A 17,043-nucleotide genomic window follows, 5' to 3' on the forward strand; every position below is an offset into this window, starting at 1 on the left:
CGCTGGGGGCTCACGCGAGGTAACGTCCTCTTTACCGCGGGTTGTCGGGGCATGAAATCGACGACCGCCCAGAGAGGGGTCCGCGTGTTCATCGCTCACGGGTCAGCTGTCGGCGTATCACGCCCGACCCGGCGGGATCCCCTCGACCGCGCCCAACCCACTAACTGGAGACGATGGCTGTGCGGGAGCGGTTCATCTTCCTCGGCGAGGCCGGCCAGCAGATCGGCAGCTCGCTCGATCATCTACAGGCTTCCCGGACGCTCGCGGAGGTCCTGGTGCCGCGGCTGGCCGACTTCGTCGCCGTGGAACTGCTGGAACGGGTCGCCGCCGCCGACTGGGAGCCGGCGTCGCACGTGGTCGACGGCACCACCCTGATGCGCCGGGTCGCCGTCGTGCACGAGGACGAGCCCGGCCGCTGGGACGACACCGTCCCCGAGGGCGAGGCGCTGTTCCTGCCCGACGACACCCCGTTCGTCGAGGCGATGACCACCGGCCGGGCCGTGCACGTGCCGCGGCGCGCACTGCTCGTGGTGCCGCTGGTCGCGCGCGGGCGGGTGCTCGGCACGTTCAAGCTGCTGCGCAAGGCGGGCCGGTCCGGCTTCGACGAGATCGATCTCGCCGTCGTCGACGAGCTGGGCCGCCGCGCCGCCCTGTGCATCGACAACGGGCGGCTCTACCGCCGCGAGGTCCAGATGGTGCAGGAGCTGCAGCGCGCCATGCTGCCCGCCGAGGCGCCGCAGATCGCCGGTGCCCGCGTGTGCTTCCGTTACCGGCCTGCCGGGCAGGTCGCGCAGGTCGGCGGCGACTGGTTCGACGCGATCCCGCTGCCGGGCTGCCGGCTGGGCATCGTGATCGGCGACGTGATGGGCCCCGGCGTCACGTCCGCGGCCATCATGGGGCAGCTCCGGACCGCCGTACGCACGCTCGCGAGCCAGGATCTGCGCCCCGACCAGCTGCTCCGGCACCTCGATGACCTTGCCCAGCGGCTCGGTGAGGGCTGTGTCGCCACCTGCGTGTACGCGGTGTACGACCCGGTCGACCGGCGGTGCCAGATCGCCAACGCCGGGCATCTGCCGCCCGTGCTGGTCTCCCCGTACGGGGAGACCGCGGTCCTCCGGCTGCCCTCCGGCGTCCCGATCGGCGTCGGCGACGAGTCGTTCGAGCCGTTCGAGACGGTCGAGTTCCCCGTCGCGGACGGCGCCCGGCTCGTCTTCTGCACCGACGGCCTGCTGGAGCGCCGTGACCGCGACGTCGCGGTGGGGCTGGAGATGTTGCGCGGCCGCCTCGCGGGCACGGGCCGTACCCTCGACGACACCTGCGACGACATCGTCGACGTGCTCACCCCCGAGTCCCCGGCCGACGACGTCGCCCTGGTCGCCGTCGCGCTCGACGGCATCTCCAAGGAGGACGTCGCGGCCTGGGACCTGGAGGCCGAGGCCAGCATGGTCCCCAGGGCCCGCGCCCAGGCCACGGCCAAGCTCCTTGACTGGGGCCTGCGCGAGCTGGTCGACACCGTCGAGCTCCTGGTCAGCGAGCTGGTCACGAACGCGCTGTTGCACGGCGCCGGGGCCATCGGCATGCGGTTGATCAAGGGCAGCACGTTGCTGTGCGAGGTCAACGACGACGGGCACGAACTCCCGCGCCTCTGCCAGGCTGACGCCAACGACGAGTCCGGGCGGGGCCTCCAGCTGGTCAGCCACCTCGCCGAACGCTGGGGCACCCGCCGCACCGACCTGGGCAAGGTCGTCTGGTTCGAGCACCGCCTGCCCTGACCGGGTGGGAGCGCCGGTCAGATCCAAGTGGTCAGATCCAAGCGATCAGATCCAGGTGTCGAACCAGATGCGGAAGCGCCACTGGTCGTACGTGAGGACTCTGGCGGTGAGGATGGGGTGCAGGAGGTAGAAGTTCGCCAAGACCGTGAGCATGTAGGCGCCGCTGAGGGTGGCGCCCACCAGACGGCGGCCCGACTCCTCGGCGGGGCCGAGGAGGAGCCCGAGACTGAGGACGATCGCCAGCACCATGAACGGGATCATCGGCGTCGCATAGAAGGCGAACATCGTCCGGTCACCGGCCGCGTAGTAGAACCACGGCAGGAATCCCGCCCCGTACCCGAGGAGCACGGCACCGGCCCGCCAGTCCCGGTGGAGGAGCCACCAGCCGAGCAGGACGGCGAGGGCGAAGAGCGCCGCCCACCAGATCGCCGGAGTGCCCACGCCCAGCACCTCACGGGAACACTTGGCCGCACCGCAACCGGACGGCTCTGAGTAGTAGAACGCGACGGGCCGCCGCAGCAGCGGCCAGTCCCACGGCCACGACTGGTAGCGATGCCTGTCGTCGAGTCCCGTGTGGAACCCCATCACCTGCGCGTGGTAGTGCCAGAGGGAACGCAGAGGCGCGGGCACGAACGAGAACGTGCCGCCCCGGCCGTCCGCCCAGTGCCGTCCCCAGCCGACGTCGGAGGCGAACCATCCCGCCCATGACGCCACGTACGTGACCGCCGAGACGATCACCACCGACACGAAGGCGGGGAGCGCGTCACGGCGCAGCGCGCCCGCGGAGGGGCGGTGGATGCCGGCGGCCCGGCGGGCGCCCGAGTCCCAGAGGAACGTCATGACCCCGAACGCCGCGACGAAGAAGACGCCGCTCCACTTCGTCCCGCAGGCGAGCCCGAGGCAGACCCCGGCGGCCAGCCGCCACCAGCGCATCCCGAGGCGCGGGCCGAACCGCAGGTCGTCGAGGCGGCCGGCCAGCCGGGCCCGCGCGACGTCTCGGTCCACAACGAGACAGCCGAAAGCCGCGAGCACCCAGAACATCACGAAGACGTCGAGGATCGCGGTACGGCTCGCCACCAGGTGCAGGCCGTCCAGCGCCAGCAGCAGCCCCGCCCCGGTGCCCAGCAGGGTCGACCGCGTCATGCGGCGGGTCACGCGGGCCAGGACCAGGACCGAGAGCGTCCCGAACAGCGCGGCGGCGAAACGCCAGCCGAACGGCGTCATGCCGAACAGCCACTCGCCGCTCGCGATCATCCACTTGCCGGCCGGCGGGTGGGCGACGAAGCTGCCGCCGCCGGTCCAGATGGTGTCGGTGTCGCCCTTGAGGATCAGCGGGTCGGCGAGGTCCTTGCCCTCGGCGTCCTTGATCGTGGAGTGCTCGGCGCCGAACTTCAGGAGCGCCAGCGCGTCCTTGGCGTAGTACGTCTCGTCGAAGACGACCGCGTGCGGTTGCCCGAGCCGGTCGAACCGGAAGAACGCGGCGAACGCGGTGACCAGGAGCGGGCCGAGCCAGCCGAGGAACCGCCGTCCCGGCTGCGGAGGGGAGAGCCACGCCTGGAGAGAGAAGTCCGCGCGTTCGCCCCTGGTCATCAGCGACATCAGGCCATCTTAGGGATCTTCCACCCTTGTCCGAAGTGGCCTGTGTTGCGCCGTTGGTAGGAAATTGTCGCCTTAACGGCAGAATTTTTTCGGGCTCGATCATCGGTCCGATCGCTAGTGTCGGTGATGACGGAGGGTCCGCGCTTGGACTCTGTATCGGGGGACGAGTTGGGTGAAATTCTGACGCTGCCGGTTCCGGAGACTCTGCACGCCACGTACGCCGTCGCCCTGGTGGCCGACCCGGCAGACCCGCGCGAGCTGGCTCGCGCACAGGTCGCCCTGCGCGTCGCACCGCCGCTGCGCGATCTCGTGCTCCGCATGCTGGACAGTCCGATGCTGACGCTCGACCTGCGGCCCGCTGACGAGTTCCCGCCTCTGCCGACCGATCTACTCGCCGTGTACGGGGCGAGCCCCGGGGAACTGGCCGACGTCCGTGCCGCGTCGCATGTCCTCGCCGTCCGCGCCGCCTACCGGCCGGGCCGGCCACCGGCCCACGAGTGGGCGACGAGGGCCGTCGCCGGGGCGATCGGCGCCGCACTGTCGGCACCGGTCATCGACGTCTTCACCCCGCAGGTGCTCTCCCCGGAACACCTCCGGCGCTCGCTGCCCGACGCCGACGGCAACACGCGCCTGACGGACTGGATGCTCCTGCCGCATACGGCAGGCCCGCACGGCTTCTGGTTCACGACCAAGGGCCTGGCCAGGTTCGGTCTTCCCGAACTGCAGACCGAGCACGTGCCGCCCGCCCTCGTCGAGCCGTGGGGCCGCCTCCTCAACGGGCTGGCCCGGCGCCTGCTCGACCTGTGGCTCGACGAGCTCCACGCCGGCCAGCAACGTGTCTTCGTGGAGCTCCCCGAGCTGATCTCGGTCGGCCTTCAGGACGTCGCCGCCGCCCACGGCGTCGAGGAGCCGATGCGCCGCGAGGTGACCGTGCGCCTGCGTCTGGACGACGAACGCGGGAGCGACGAACCGGACGATGGCGCCGAACCCCTCCTCACCGTCCTTGCCGCGGACGACGGCCCCGACCGGCTGGAGTCACTCTGCGCCGCGCTTTTCGGCACAGGCGTCTCCTGATCTCCATTTGCCTTGCGGCCATCGCCCGGGCGGCACAGGATCGTTGTTGTGAGATTCGGCCCGCGAGACAGCCCCCAGTCCGACGATCCCGACGAGCCCGGGTCCCCCGAGCCTCCCACTCCCCATCCCGGCGACATCCACGTGGCCGGACGCAAGGGCGAGTCGCCCGACTGGGAACCGGTCCAACCCCGCCCCGAGACGAACCCCGCCCCGGGCCCCGGTGCTGATTCCGAGCCGCCGGAAGGCCACGAGCCGCCGCAGATACCCGAGCCGCCGCCGATGGAGCCGCAGTCGGAGCCGCCGCCGGCGGCCGAGCGTCCCGTATCTGAGCTTCCGGCGGCCGAGCCGCCGCGTGTGCCGTCCTCGGACGAGACGTGGACGGCGTACGAGCCGCAGCATGCCTCAGAGGCGCCTCCGCCGCCCGCAGGGCGTGGTGGGCCGTTGGCCAAGGATCCACCGCCGTCGACCACCGCCCCGGACGTGCCCATCGCGTCCGGCGTGCCCATCCCGTCCGACGTGCCGACCGTGCCTGACGTACCGGACGTGCTGGAGTCCCCGCGGCCGGTGGAGCCGACCTGGGCGCCGCCCGCACGGCCGGCTCCCGAGGTGTCGATGACGGATCCGGGCGGGCGCGAGGCGCTCGTCGACACGTTCGTCAGCGGATTCGTGGACAGCGCGATCTGGCAGGCGACGCTGGCGGTGCTGGAGGGAGCGTTCCCCGGGCTCGGCCTGGCCGCGATGCTGACGCGGCGCGCCGACGAGCTGCAGCGGACGATGGACAGCCTCCAGGACGGCGGAGCGGCCAGGCTCGGGCTCCCGGCATGGGTCGATGAGGCGGGCATGGTGTTCGACCTCAGCGCGCACCTGAACATCCGCGAGGAGCCGGCGAGCAAGCCGCGGGCGTCCTGGCCGTACGCCGGTGCGTTCGTCATCGACACGCTCGATCCGCTGCGTTACCACCGGGCGGTCGGCGGGCCGCTGGCGCCGCGCGATCCGGCTCAGGCACGGCCGCAGACGGGGGAGGGCGACGACACGGGAGTGGTGATCGTCGCGGATCTCACCAAGGCGCGGGTGCGGGTGCTCGACTCGGCCGCGTTGTGGCGGTACGCGGGCCAGATCGTGGTGGCGACGCTGTACGACCCGTTGCTGCCGGAGACCAGGACACGGACACGCCGGACGCTCCGGGCCTTGCAGCGTGTGGTCTTCATCGATCCGCGGCTGGGTCTGGGGCTGTGCCTGCAAGTCGATGTCGTGCGCACGCCACGATGCCTGCTGGCGTTCCGCGTCGACTCGGGCGCGCCACGCTTCGTCAGGCCCTAGCAGCCGGCCTGGAGGCGCGCCCTAGCCGTCGGTGCGCAACCAGCTCAGATCGCACTGCTGCTCGTCGGGGAGTTCGCGGAGTTGTGCCGCGAGCTCCCACGGTTCTGCGCGTTCACCCTCGGGGAGCAGCCCGCAGAGCAGCGCGTGCGGCGTGCGCACGGCCGTGAACGAGCCGATGCGGGCCACGCCGCCACCGCGCAGATGGGCGAGCTCGGTGAGCAGGGCCGCCAGGGCCGAGGGGTCCTGCGGGTCGTAGAGGCCGCGCACGTAGGTGAACAACTCCTCCGAGAGCGCGTCCGGCTGGCGCCCGGAGAGGTGGTAGGCCGTGCCCCAGTAGCCGCCGTTCGCGGCGGGCCGCTGGTCACGGACGCGGATCTGCAAGCCGTACTCGGCCGCGCAACGTTCGTACGTCGCCGACAGGAGCGGCTCGGCCTCGCCCTCCTCGCTCAGCAGGAGCCCGGGGACGATCCCCTCATCGCGGGCGAGCCGGCCGAGCATCTCGTGGTGGAGCTCACCGACGACGTGCTCGACCGTGTCGAGGGAACGGGCGAGTGCGTGCTGGGCGTCGCGGTCGAGCTCGACGCTCTCCAGCTGTGCGGCGAACTTGTCGAGCTCGTGCTCGATGCGCTGCACGCGGTCGCCCAGCGACGCCATCCGGTCGAGCACCTCGGTGGGCGTGCCCTCGGTGGGCGGCTGCGGGATCGGGATGCCCGCAGGCTCGCTGACCTTGGTCTGGAGGACGCCGAGCTGCTTGGTGAGCTCGGCCACCTGGCCGCGCAGCTCGCGCAGCTCGGCCTGTGCGCGGGGCAGTCTCTTGTCGGAGGCCAGGTAGAGCTCCCGCCCGGCGATCGCCAGGCACAGCAGGACCAGGATCACGGTGGTCATGTGGCTCCTCGGGGGGCGGACGTGCGCCCTTCGACCCTAACCAGCCGCAGCCGTTTTGGTGGACAAAGCGGTGTCAGCCGAAAAGACCGCCCAGCAGGCCGCCCAGGACGTCACCGATGATGCCGGCGGCCTCGCCCGCGACCTCGCCGGCGACGCCGTTGGCGGCCTCCGCGACGGCCTGGCCGGCGTACTGGCCCGCCTGGTCCATCGCGAAGTTGGCTGCGGATCCAGCGACGTTGGCGGCGGCCTGGTCGACCCATTGGCCGACGGGAGGACCGGCCACCGCGTAACCGGCGACGCCGGCCGCTGCGACGCCGGCCGCCGCGACTCCACCGGCCGCGGCCGCGGCGCCCCAGCCGGGGTGGTGGCCGGGGTGGTGGCCGCGATGCTGAACGGGGTACGGCGGAGCCGGGTGGCCGTGCTGAGCCGGGTGGCCGTGCTGAGACGGATAGGGAGCGGGAGCGGGCGGGCCCGGAGGCACTGGCGGCGCAGGCGGTGCGGCGTGCGCGGCCGGGGCGTACGGGGCGGCGGGGGCCGGAACGTGAGGGGGCGCCTGACCGGGGGCCGGGGCGGGCGGCGGGAAATGACCGGGAGCGGCGGCGGCCGGCCGGCCGTGCTGCGCGGGCGGCACGCCATAGGACGGAGACGCGGCCGGGCCCGGCGGCGGGAACGGGGCCGCGCCACCCGGCGGAGGCGGGAGGGGCGCGCCGTGCGGCGGTGTGCCGTGCGGCGGCGCCCCGGAGAAGCCGGGACTCTGCACGGGACCGCGCGAGCGGGCCGCGGCCTTGTCGAGCCACTTGGAGATCTCGGCGGGCCAGTCGGTCTCGGCGGCCTCCTTGTGCTCGCACTTGAACCGGCCGAACGTCTCGTCGGACGAGCCGCCGCCGCTCCGGCGGTCGGCCTCCAGCACGAAGGCGACGCTGCCGGGGGCGGCGACGAAGCTGAGCCCGACCTCGCCGATCCGGTCCCGGTACTGCTGCGGCGGCGCGAGCTGGATCTCCTGATAGAAGGGCAGCTGCTGGGCGACGCCGCGCAGCTTGCTCTGCTCGAACGCGACCTTCCTGATCTTGAAGCCGAGCTGGGCGATGGCGGCCAGCACCCACTGCTGGGACTCCAGCGGCTCGACCGAGATCGGGTCCACGTCGCCGGGGTCGGGCACACCGACGGTGTCGACCTCGGTGCACAGCCCGATGGTGAAGCCGGGCAGTTCGCGGCCGAGCACGGTGGTGAACGGCAGCTCGTACGGGAGCGGGATCGAGAACGCGAGGTCGCGCTGGGCGCCCGCCTCCAGCCGGAAGGCACGGGTGAGCGCGCCGCGGTAGACCTCGGGGCCGGCGTTCTGGCCGCCGTACCCGTTGTCCATGCGCGGCATCAGCGCGATCGTCACGTGCCGGATGTCGACGGCGGTGCTGCCGCCCCTGAGGTGGACCTTCCCGGCCACCGCGCCGCCGGGACGCGCGTGCGGCGCCGACAGGATCGTGTCGACCGTGGGGGCGCCGGCCGACCCGCCGGGGCCGCCGAATCCGCCCGGCATCTGCTGCCCGTAGGACACTGGCCGTTCCCCTCTCACGAGCACGCGCGGGGCCGCTCCCCGCAAACATCAGACGCACTCCACCATGCCACCGTTCTGCGTGACTGGCGGAACATTACGCCCAAAGCATCAGTCTTTGGCAGTGATGGAGACGGTCGCGTAGCCGAGGGCTTCCAAGGGTTCCCGGATCTGTGCGGCGTCGCCGACCACGATGACGGTCAGCTTCTCCGGATCGACGTGTGTCGCGTACGCCTTGGCGACACCGTCCGGCGTCGCGGCCCGTACCGCCTCCAGGTAGCGGCGCGGGTAGTCGGGACCGAGACCGCTCGCGGACGCGTCGGCGAGTTCGGCGGCGACCGCGCGGGCCGTCTCGTACTCGGCGGGCGCCCGGTCGGCCAGCGCGCGCACGGACGAGCCGCACTCCTCCGCGCTGATCCCGCGCGAGATGACGCCGCGCAGCTCGGTGAGCGCGTCGGACACGGCGTCCGCGGTCACCTCGGTGTGCACGGCGCCCTGCGTGATGAACAGCCCGCAGTGCCGCATCCGCAGCAGCCCGGCACGCACGCCGTAGGTGTAGCCCTTCTCCTCGCGCAGCACCGCGTTGAGCCGCGAGGTGAGCCCGCCGCCCAGGACGTGCGAGGCCACCATGAGGTTGGCCCAGTCGGGGTGGGAACGGTTGGGGACGCCGTGCGCGATGCTCATGTACGACTGGACCGAGCCGGGACGGTCCACGACGACGATGCGCGGCCCGGCGGTGGGCTCGATCGTGTCGGGTGCTTGGAGCGAGTCCCCGGTCGCGGTCCAGCCCTCCAGCGCGCCCGAGAGCGCCGCGTCCGCGTCGGTGCCCGACAGGTCGCCCGCGACGACGGCGGTGGCCTCGGCGGGGACCGCGGAGCTGAAGAACGCGCGCACGTCGGCGCCGGTGAGCGCGGCGATCGACTCCTTGGTGCCGCCAGTCGGCCGGGAACTGCGCGCCGCCTCCGGGAACATCACCGCGCGCAGCTCGCGCGCTGCGCGGCTGCCGGGGTCGGCGTCCTCCTGCGCGATCTCCTCGAGCCGCTCGTTGACCAGCCGGGCCACGTCGGAGTCGGCCAGCGCGGGCCTGCGGATGACCGTCGAGAAGAGCTCCAGCGCCTCGCCGAGGCGGGGCACCGGGACGTCCAGCGCGATCCGCAGCGCGGTCAGATCGGCCGAGGCGTAGAGGCTGGCGCCGATGCGTTCGAACGCGGCGGTCAGCGCGGTGCCTCCGCCGGGCTCGGTGCCTTCGAGCAGCGCCCGCGCGGCGAGCGTGGCGACGCCGTCCTTGCCGCCGGGCTCACGGCTGGCGCCGGCGTCCAGCACGAGGCGCACGGCGGCGAGCCGGCGGCCCGGCAGGTCGCAGCGCAGCGTGCCGGGGCCGCCGGTGACGCGGCCCTCCGTGCCGACCGGGAACGACCAGGCCGGGACCGGCCCGGGCACCGGACGGGGCTGCAGGGTGAGGCCGCTCACTTGGCACCTCCGTAGGTGAGGACGGTACGGGCGCCCGGCGCCAGCCAGCGGCCCGCCATCTCGGTGATGTCGTCCGCGGTGACCGCGGCGGCGCGCTTGGGCGCGGTGAAGACGCGCGCCGGGTCGCCGAACTGCGTGGCGTTGGCCGACAGTGCGTTGGCCAGGCCGGTCACCGTCTCGGTCTGCTCGAAGAAGCCGCGCTCGGCCTGCGCGGTCGCGCGCGCCGTCTCGTCGGCGTCGGGGCCGTCGGCGGCGAAGCGCGCCAGCTCCTCGTCCAGCACTGCGGCGATCTTGTCCACGTCCGGGCCGACCGCGTCGACGATGGCCAGCGACGGGCCCCCGGCCAGCCGGGTCACCCCCGCCCAGACCTCGGTCGCGATCTGGTCGCGGCGCACCATCCGGTCGTACAGCCGGGAGCCGGAGCCGCCGCCGAGGATCTCCACGGCCAGCTCGGCCGCCTCGATGTCGTTGCCGCCGTCGGAGGGCAGCGGGAACATCGCGAAGTAGGCGGGGGAGGGGACCTCCTCGTCGACCTCCTCGCCCCGGACGCCGTCCAGCGGGCCGAGGTCGCCGGGCCGCGCGCCGGGCGCCTGCGGCCCCGCAGGGAGGCCGCCGAAGTAACGCTCGACCGCGGCGAGGGTGTCCTCCGGGTCGACGTCGCCCACGATCGACAGCACCGCGTTGCCGGGCGCGTACCAGGTGGCGAAGAAGTCGGTGCAGTCCTCGAGCGTGGTCGCGTCGAGGTCCTCCATCGACCCGATCGGCGTGTGCGCGTAGGGGTGGCCTGCCGGGAACGTCAGCGCGCACAGCCGCTCGAACGCGGTGCCGTACGGCTGGTTGTCGTAGCGCTGGCGGCGCTCGTTCTTCACGACGTCGCGCTGGTTGTCGAGGTTGGCCTGGGTGAGCGCGGCGGGCAGCGTGCCCATCCGGTCGGCCTCCAGCCAGAGCGCGAGCTCCAGGTGGCTGACCGGCACCGTCTCGTAGTAGTTGGTGCGCTCGAACGACGTGCTGGCGTTGAACGTGGCGCCCGCGCTCTCCAGCAGCGCGGCGTGCTCGCCCTCGGCGACGTTGGCCGAGCCCTGGAACATCAGGTGCTCGAAGAGGTGGGCGAGCCCGGTCCGGCCGGCCCGCTCGTGCCGCGAGCCGACGCCGTACCAGATGTTCACGGCGGCCAGTGGTACGACATGGTCCTCGCAGACCACCACGCGCAGGCCATTGCCGAGCGTGTGCTCATGCAGCGGCTGTTCTGCCACGGAGCGCTCCCGTCCGGTCGGTGGTAGCACCGCACGCGACCTCGGTGAGGGGGCCCTGGCGGCGGGCTTGATCTCTACTCACCGTACCGGGTGTCGGGGCCCGCGAGCGCAGGTCCGCTCAGGTGGCGGGGCGGGAGCCCGGTCCCGCGGTGTCGGCGGCCTGCCGAGCGGCCTCATGAGCGGCGACGGCGTCGTCCAGGGAGCGGTGCAGCACGAAGATCTTTGTGAGCTGCGTGACGTGGAAGACGCGGCGGACACGGTCGTTCACGCCCATGAACGACATGGAGCCGTCGCGGGCGCGCAGGCGGTGGTAGATGCCCACCAGAACGCCGAGGCCCGTGGAGTCCAGGAAGGTGACGTCGCCGAGGTCGACCACCAGGTGGAGGCCGCCCGTCTCGATGATGTCGAGCAACATCTCCCGCAGCCGGGGGCTGGTGAACACATCGATCTCGCCGCTGATCTTGACGACTGTGAGGTCTCGCTCGACCCTATGCTCGACGGCGAATTCCACCGGTTCTCCTGGCTCCTGTCGTAGCTGCTGGGATGTCCGGCCCCTACCCTCCGACCGGCGGGTTATCCACGATTGCCCGGATCTTCTGTGCGCACGGTGTTCATGGAGTCGCGTTCAGGAAGCCGTTCAGGGGGTACGGAAGAGTGCCCAGACGACCTTGCCGCCGGGCAGTCCGCGCCAGCCCCAGCGCGTACAGAAGGAGTCGACGAGGTGCAGCCCCCGTCCGGTCTCGGCGATGTAGTCGGGCTCTTTGCGGCGCGGCGCGGCGGTGCTCGCGTCCAGGATCCCGCACAGGAGCCAGGGTGCCTCGTGGAGGAGCCGCAGCCGGATCGCGGTCGGCGCGGAGCGCATCGGGTCGGAGAGCCGACCATAAGTGTCACCTGTATGGCCACTGTGTCGTAGCGCGTTGGTGACGAGTTCGGAGACGACCAGCCCGACATCATCGCTGATGACCGCCATGTCCCATGCCTTCAGCCTGGAGAGCGCGAAGTGGCGGGCCTCGGTGACCGATTCCGGTTCGGGGAGCACGGTGAACGAGACGGTGCGGCCCGCGGGCCGCACGAGGGCGGTGAGGGCGGCGTCCAGACGTTCGGGCAGGTCAGCGGATTCAGGTATGGGTGTCGAGTGCACGGCATGGTCCTGTGTTCCGGCCGGCCTCACGGCAGGCGCCAGCCCCCACCGCGTGTCGTCGTGCGCCTGGCGTGACGTCATTTCCCGGGACCCCGCAAAGTGATCTCGTTGTGCAGCCGTGGCTCGGAAGTCTCGTGCGTTATCCTACGCATCGTAGCGTGCGAATGCAAGGCCCAATGCACGTGCATCCGCTCGGGAATCTGCTCAGGACCCCCGAGGGGGCAGGGTTTTGCGGCGCGACGTACTCGCATGATCGGAGGTAGCGGCAGGACAAGTAGGCCAGTGGCACACTGTGTTAGATTTCCCGGCTCCGCCGGGGAAGTTCGCTGTCCGCCATCTAGCCGGGAGGTTGGGCGTGACTCCAGAGACGCCGGGAACCGGGTCGACGGTTCGTCGGATCCTGCTCGGCTCACAGCTGCGTCGCCTGCGTGAGGCGAAAGGCGTGAGCCGCCAGGAAGCCGGCTACGTCATCCGGGCGTCGGAGTCCAAGATCAGCCGCCTGGAGCTCGGGCGTGTCAGCTTCAAAGAACGTGACGTGGACGACCTGCTCACGTTGTACGGCGTCTCCGACCGGGCCGAACGCGACGCGCTGCTCCAACTTGCGCGCGACGCCAACACCCCGGGCTGGTGGCACCGCTACAACGACGTGCTCCCCCACTGGTTCCAGACCTATGTCGGACTGGAGGAGGCGGCCACGCTGATCCGTACCTACGAACTGCAGTTCGTGCCGGGACTACTGCAGTCGGAGGGGTACGCCCGCGCGGTCATCCGGCTGGGCAACGCCGGCGCCACCGAGCACGAGATCGACCAGCGCGTCGAGCTGCGCCTGCAGAGGCAGGAGCGGCTCACCGGCCCGAACGCCCCACGGCTGTGGGCCGTGCTGGACGAAGGGGCCCTCAAACGACCCATCGGGGGTCCCGAGGTGATGCGGGGCCAGTTCGAGCACCTCATCACCATGAGCAAGCTCCCCAACGTCACCATCCAGGTCATGCCGTTCCGGTTCGGCGGCCATGCCGCCGAGGGCGGGGCCTTCACGATCCTGCGCTTTCCCGAGCAGGACCTGCCGGACGTGGTCTACGTCGAGAACCTCACCGGTGCGATGTACCTGGACAAGCGCGACGACGTCGACACCTATCTGCAGGCGATGGAGCGCCTGTGCGTCGACAGCGCGACCCCGGAGCGCACCGTCGAGATTCTTGGTGATCTTCTCAGAGAGACATGATGCTCCAGATCAAGAACGGCCATGACATGGCCGGACGGGACAACTCCTACGACAACGGGATGCCCGCGACCAAGCTCCACGGAGCCCGCTGGCTGAAGTCCCGGCGAAGCAACTCCCAGGGGAACTGCGTTGAGATCGCCGAGCTGCCCGACGGGCAGGTGGCGATGCGCAACTCCCGACACCCCGAGGGCCCGGCCCTCATCTACACCCGTCCGGAGATCGAGGCACTCATCCTCGGCGCGAAGGACGGCGACTTCGACGATCTGATCGCTCCTAGCAACAACTGACGCATCACATAACTGAGGCACCACACAGAACTGAAGCACCCAAATCGACGAGCGCGCCCGGCCGTCCCCGTTCTGTTCGGGCCCCGATCGTCGAAAGGCGGCGAGCCGGTCACTCCCACCCGGCCGGCTCGCCCCCACACCCGCCACTCGCGGCGCGGGCCGTGTCAGCCGCAGTTGCCGTAGGCAGAGCTGACGCCGTTGCCGCCGAAACGGACGCAGGTCTTCTTGGCCTCGACGTAGACAGGGCCGCCGTACCAGGCGAACGAGCCGCTGTCGACGTCCTTCTGACCGTCGCTCTGGCGCTGGATCCAGGCGGAGACCGGAGACGACTTGCCCACGTTCTTGGTCTTCATCGTGACGGCGCAGTTGAAACCGGAGGCGTTGTAGAGCAGGTACGCCGTTCCACCTGGAACGGGCATGCTCCGCTGTATGTAGTAGCCGCCCCCGTGGCCGCCGCTGTCACATGCCGCCTGGGGCGTGAACTTGTTGGCCGGCTCGCCGCCCGAGCCGCCGCCCCCTCCGCCGCCCGCAGGGGGCTTGGAGGGCTTGCCGCCGGCGTTGGGACGGTTGGGGTCGGTCTGGCCGTTCTTCTGCTTGGGCGCCTTGGACTTCTTCGGGTCCTTGGAGGGCTTGCCGCCCGAGCCCGCCGGGTTGCCCCCCTGGCCAGGGTCGGTGCTCGGCAGCGACTGGTCGGCGGCGGAGGTGTTCTGGTCCGCCTTCTTGCCGTCGCCGGAGCGTGTCGCCGCCCAGACCGCACCGCCCCCGAGCACCACGACGACCGCGGCGGCCGCGGCGAGCGGGACGAGCCTGCGGTTGCGCTTCGGCTTTCCTGGCTGCTGGAGAGGCGGCGGCACGGCGGCCGGAGCCTGGCCTACCGGGGGAGGAGTCAGGTGCTCGTACGGGGGTGGCTGCGGGGCCGTGTGGCCCCCTTCGGCCGGCTGGCCCGCCCGGGGGTCGGTGGCCGACAGCGGTACGGGAAGGCTGCCGCTCGCCGCACCGACCAGGCCTTCCTGCGCCTCACGCGCGCTCGGGCGCAGCGCGGGGTCCTTGGCGAGGCAGGCGAGGACGACGTCGCGCAGCGGGCTTGGCAGATTGCCCAGATCAGGCTCGCCGGTCAGGATGCGGTGCATCACCGCGGCCATCTCGTCGTTGCCGAACGCGGGGCGCCCGGTGGCGGCGAACGCCATCGTGACGCCCCAGGCGAACATGTCCGCCGCCGGGCCGACCTCGCCGCCGGTGAAGTGCTCGGGCGCCATGTACGCGGGCGTGCCGACGTTCTGGGTCTCGCCGGCGGCGCCGAGCGCCCGGGCCACCCCGAAGTCGATCACGCGGGGGCCGTCGGTGCCCACCATGACGTTGTGCGGCTTGAAGTCGCGGTGCACGATCCCGGCCTGGTGGATCGCGGTCAGCGCGGTCAGCGTGCTGATCGCGAGGCGTTCCAGTGCACCGCCGGTACGCGGGCCCTCGGCCTCCACGAGGCGGTGCAGGGAGAGCCCCGCGACGTACTCGCTCACGATGTAGGGCTGGTCGCCTGCCACATCGGCGTCAAGCACCTGGGCCGTGCAGAACCGCGCAACCCGCTTGGCGACCTCGAGTTCGCGCACGAAGCGCATCCGCGCCGACTCGTCGGCCGTGAGCCCCGCGTGCAGGAGCTTGATCGCGACGTACTCGGCGGACTCCCCGTCCCGGCGGCCGAGGAAGACCGCACCCTGGCCGCCCTCCCCGAGGCGGCCGAGGACCACATACGATCCCAGCCGCTCCGGATCCCCGGACCGCAAAGGGTGGGCATCCGGCATCGTCCTGTCCGTCACACCGCTCTCTTCCCGTCGCTTGCGTCGCTACGTTGCCAGAGTATTTGCCTCAAGATGGTATTTGCTCCGGAACGCGGCGATCGCCGTGGGGCGGGCCCGGCTGCGGCGCGCCACCGCCGGAGCGGCCGTTGGGACGGCGGCGCGCCGCAGGTCAGAACCCCCCTTGGAAGGTGTGGGCGCCGACGCTAGGGGTGTGGCGCCGGAGTAGAGGACGGGCTTGGCCGCCTTGGCATGGAGGCGGCGGAAGGCCGGGAGGGCCAGCCGTTCCCACGGGACCAGCCAGGCGATCGCGACAAGGCCGGCGACGAGCTCCGTGTGGATCAGAGCCGTGAGCAGCTCCTGCGCGGAGATCGTGTTGAGGGCGACGTTGACCAGGCGGATGCCGATGCGCAGCGGTGTCAGCTGCCAGAGGGCCGAGAGCGTCTCCTGCATCGTCACCACCACGTCGGCCGAGTTAAAGCGAATGCTCGTTTTATAAGAGCCTGGCACGAGAAGTGCCGGCAATCAAGAACGGATATTCGTTTTGGGCTGTGATGACGGCCACGCCGGTCAGTTGCCGCTGGGTCGCCCGAAACAATTGGACTACAGTCCGTTTGTGGAGGGCCGTTCGATCGGAGGGTTCATGGACCTGGAGCTCATGCGCACGCCTCCTCCCAAGGAGCGTGCCGACGCGGCGCGCAACCGGGCCAAGGTGCTGGCGGCGGCGGCCGAGCTCTTCGCCGCGCACGGCGTGGAATCGGTCTCCATGGACGCGGTCGCGGCCGCCGCGGGCGTGGGAAAGGGGACACTCTTCCGCAGGTTCGGCGACAAGGCCGGCCTCGCGGTGGCGCTCCTCGACGAACGTGAACGCGAGCTCCAGGATGCGATCCTCTTCGGTCCCGCGCCGCTCGGGCCTGGGGTGCCGTCGGCGGACCGGCTACGCGCGTTCGCGGACGCCTACCTCGACTTCGTGCTGGCCCATCTTCCGCTCGTCCGGATGTCCGAGACCGCCTCGCCGGGCGCCCGCTATCGCATCGGCGCGTACCGCTTCTGGCACCGGCATCTGACGCTCCTCCTCGACGGCGAGAGCGACCCCGAGGCGCTGGCGCATGCGCTGCTCGCCTCGCTGGGGGCCGAGCACCTCATGGCCGTCGTGGACGATCTCGGTGCGGACAGGGCCCGCAACGCGGTACGGGCGTTGTTCGCCGCCCACGCCCGCTGACGCTCCCGCTGAACCCGCCTGCTGACCCTGGACGGCAGAAAGCCTCCGCCAGATCGCGGCCGGGTGATCGGCACCCGTCGTGCTCTGGCGGAGGCTCTCCGTTCGGCTGATCAGGCCGGGTCGGGCGTGCGCCGCTGGGGCCGCGCGACCCGGCCGTTCTCGTGGCCCGGCGGACCCTCCGGGGCGTGATGCCGTTCCAGGCGGGCGGCGACCGCGAGGGCGCGGAGCGAGGTCGACCGCACCTGCGCGCGGTCATTGGCCCTGCGGGGCCGGGGAATGCTGCTTCTCATGGCGTCCTCCATCAGGGCATGAACGACGGACGCCGGGGGCTCCGGATCGTCCGTGTGATCGTTGCAACTGCAAGATCCTTCGCCCTATTCCCTGGTGAGGCGCGAGTATGCGACATCCCGTCGATTCTAACGATTGCTCGGCCTTGCATCCGTTAGTTCCTCGTGTCAT

Annotated in this window: 16 protein-coding genes; 6 read left to right on the plus strand and 10 right to left on the minus strand. The window is 71.6% G+C overall.

What is annotated here, in order from left to right; all coding sequences use genetic code 11:
• The first annotated feature begins 173 nt into the window (after window positions 1-173).
• Entirely contained in the window at window positions 174-1,772 is a 1,599-nt protein-coding gene (locus F8566_RS39365) for an ATP-binding SpoIIE family protein phosphatase (RefSeq protein ID WP_151567541.1), read from the plus strand.
• A gap of 45 nt (window positions 1,773-1,817) precedes the next feature.
• Here the strand turns inward: F8566_RS39365 and F8566_RS39370 are convergent, their stop codons facing one another.
• Window positions 1,818-3,371, minus strand: coding sequence for a dolichyl-phosphate-mannose--protein mannosyltransferase (locus F8566_RS39370; protein WP_151567543.1), 1,554 nt, complete (start codon window positions 3,369-3,371; stop codon window positions 1,818-1,820).
• Window positions 3,372-3,539: 168 nt separating this feature from the next.
• On the opposite strand from F8566_RS39370, the gene F8566_RS39375 reads away from it, so the two are divergent.
• Window positions 3,540-4,445 (plus strand): hypothetical protein, encoded by a 906-nt coding sequence (locus tag F8566_RS39375; RefSeq protein WP_225993924.1) that lies wholly within the window; start codon window positions 3,540-3,542, stop codon window positions 4,443-4,445.
• Between the two features lie 48 nt (window positions 4,446-4,493).
• Window positions 4,494-5,765, plus strand: a complete 1,272-nt coding sequence (locus F8566_RS39380; RefSeq protein ID WP_151567545.1) for a hypothetical protein — start codon at window positions 4,494-4,496, stop codon at window positions 5,763-5,765.
• Between the two features lie 21 nt (window positions 5,766-5,786).
• Here F8566_RS39380 and F8566_RS39385 read toward each other — a convergent pair whose 3' ends face one another.
• The 6 genes from F8566_RS39385 to F8566_RS39410 all read right to left on the minus strand — a co-directional run bounded on the left by F8566_RS39385 (window position 5,787) and on the right by F8566_RS39410 (window position 12,063).
• On the minus strand, window positions 5,787-6,650 hold the full coding sequence (locus F8566_RS39385) for a hypothetical protein (RefSeq protein WP_151567547.1): 864 nt from the start codon (window positions 6,648-6,650) through the stop codon (window positions 5,787-5,789).
• A gap of 73 nt (window positions 6,651-6,723) precedes the next feature.
• A complete protein-coding gene (locus F8566_RS39390) occupies window positions 6,724-8,202 on the minus strand; it encodes a sporulation protein (protein ID WP_192810089.1) in 1,479 nt (492 codons plus the stop codon).
• 108 nt (window positions 8,203-8,310) lie between these two features.
• Window positions 8,311-9,669 carry a M16 family metallopeptidase gene (locus F8566_RS39395; RefSeq protein ID WP_151567552.1) on the minus strand — a complete coding sequence of 453 codons (1,359 nt, stop codon included), beginning with the start codon at window positions 9,667-9,669 and terminating at the stop codon, window positions 8,311-8,313.
• Window positions 9,666-10,922: a M16 family metallopeptidase gene (locus F8566_RS39400; protein WP_151567554.1), complete on the minus strand. Its 1,257-nt coding sequence runs from the start codon at window positions 10,920-10,922 to the stop codon at window positions 9,666-9,668. Before F8566_RS39400 ends, F8566_RS39395 begins: the two co-directional genes overlap by 4 nt.
• A 118-nt stretch (window positions 10,923-11,040) precedes the next feature.
• Complete coding sequence (locus F8566_RS39405; RefSeq protein WP_151567556.1) at window positions 11,041-11,433, minus strand: STAS domain-containing protein; 393 nt, start codon at window positions 11,431-11,433, stop codon at window positions 11,041-11,043.
• Between the two features lie 126 nt (window positions 11,434-11,559).
• Entirely contained in the window at window positions 11,560-12,063 is a 504-nt protein-coding gene (locus tag F8566_RS39410) for an ATP-binding protein (protein WP_151567558.1), read from the minus strand.
• A 400-nt stretch (window positions 12,064-12,463) separates the two neighbouring features.
• Between F8566_RS39410 and F8566_RS39415 the strand changes: the two genes are divergently transcribed.
• Window positions 12,464-13,285, plus strand: coding sequence for a helix-turn-helix domain-containing protein (locus F8566_RS39415; RefSeq protein ID WP_318836469.1), 822 nt, complete (start codon window positions 12,464-12,466; stop codon window positions 13,283-13,285).
• Window positions 13,282-13,572 (plus strand): DUF397 domain-containing protein, encoded by a 291-nt coding sequence (locus F8566_RS39420; protein ID WP_404800386.1) that lies wholly within the window; start codon window positions 13,282-13,284, stop codon window positions 13,570-13,572. Before F8566_RS39415 ends, F8566_RS39420 begins: the two co-directional genes overlap by 4 nt.
• A 164-nt stretch (window positions 13,573-13,736) precedes the next feature.
• On the opposite strand, the gene F8566_RS39425 is transcribed toward F8566_RS39420, so the two are convergent.
• Both F8566_RS39425 and F8566_RS39430 read right to left on the minus strand, forming a co-directional pair.
• Complete coding sequence (locus F8566_RS39425) at window positions 13,737-15,383, minus strand: serine/threonine protein kinase (RefSeq protein WP_225993925.1); 1,647 nt, start codon at window positions 15,381-15,383, stop codon at window positions 13,737-13,739.
• Between the two features lie 27 nt (window positions 15,384-15,410).
• Entirely contained in the window at window positions 15,411-15,815 is a 405-nt protein-coding gene (locus F8566_RS39430) for a hypothetical protein (RefSeq protein WP_151567562.1), read from the minus strand.
• Window positions 15,816-15,978: 163 nt separating this feature from the next.
• Between F8566_RS39430 and F8566_RS39435 the strand changes: the two genes are divergently transcribed.
• On the plus strand, window positions 15,979-16,584 hold the full coding sequence (locus F8566_RS39435) for a TetR/AcrR family transcriptional regulator (protein ID WP_225993926.1): 606 nt from the start codon (window positions 15,979-15,981) through the stop codon (window positions 16,582-16,584).
• Between the two features lie 110 nt (window positions 16,585-16,694).
• Here the strand turns inward: F8566_RS39435 and F8566_RS39440 are convergent, their stop codons facing one another.
• Complete coding sequence (locus F8566_RS39440) at window positions 16,695-16,874, minus strand: hypothetical protein (RefSeq protein ID WP_151567564.1); 180 nt, start codon at window positions 16,872-16,874, stop codon at window positions 16,695-16,697.
• Between the last annotated feature and the right edge of the window lie 169 nt (window positions 16,875-17,043).

The organism is Actinomadura rudentiformis, from assembly GCF_008923185.1.
Taxonomy (GTDB): Bacteria; Actinomycetota; Actinomycetes; order Streptosporangiales; family Streptosporangiaceae; genus Spirillospora; species Spirillospora rudentiformis.

What these genes read in the sequence shown, in the direction of transcription:
- F8566_RS39440 (WP_151567564.1), bottom strand. Translation starts at nt 16,874, where the DNA reads ATGAGAAGCAGCATTCCCCGGCCCCGCAGGGCCAATGACCGCGCGCAG.
- F8566_RS39385 (WP_151567547.1), bottom strand. Translation starts at nt 6,650, where the DNA reads ATGACCACCGTGATCCTGGTCCTGCTGTGCCTGGCGATCGCCGGGCGG.
- F8566_RS39365 (WP_151567541.1), top strand. Translation starts at nt 174, where the DNA reads ATGGCTGTGCGGGAGCGGTTCATCTTCCTCGGCGAGGCCGGCCAGCAG.
- F8566_RS39430 (WP_151567562.1), bottom strand. Translation starts at nt 15,815, where the DNA reads ATGCAGGAGACGCTCTCGGCCCTCTGGCAGCTGACACCGCTGCGCATC.
- F8566_RS39420 (WP_404800386.1), top strand. Translation starts at nt 13,282, where the DNA reads ATGATGCTCCAGATCAAGAACGGCCATGACATGGCCGGACGGGACAAC.
- F8566_RS39370 (WP_151567543.1), bottom strand. Translation starts at nt 3,371, where the DNA reads ATGTCGCTGATGACCAGGGGCGAACGCGCGGACTTCTCTCTCCAGGCG.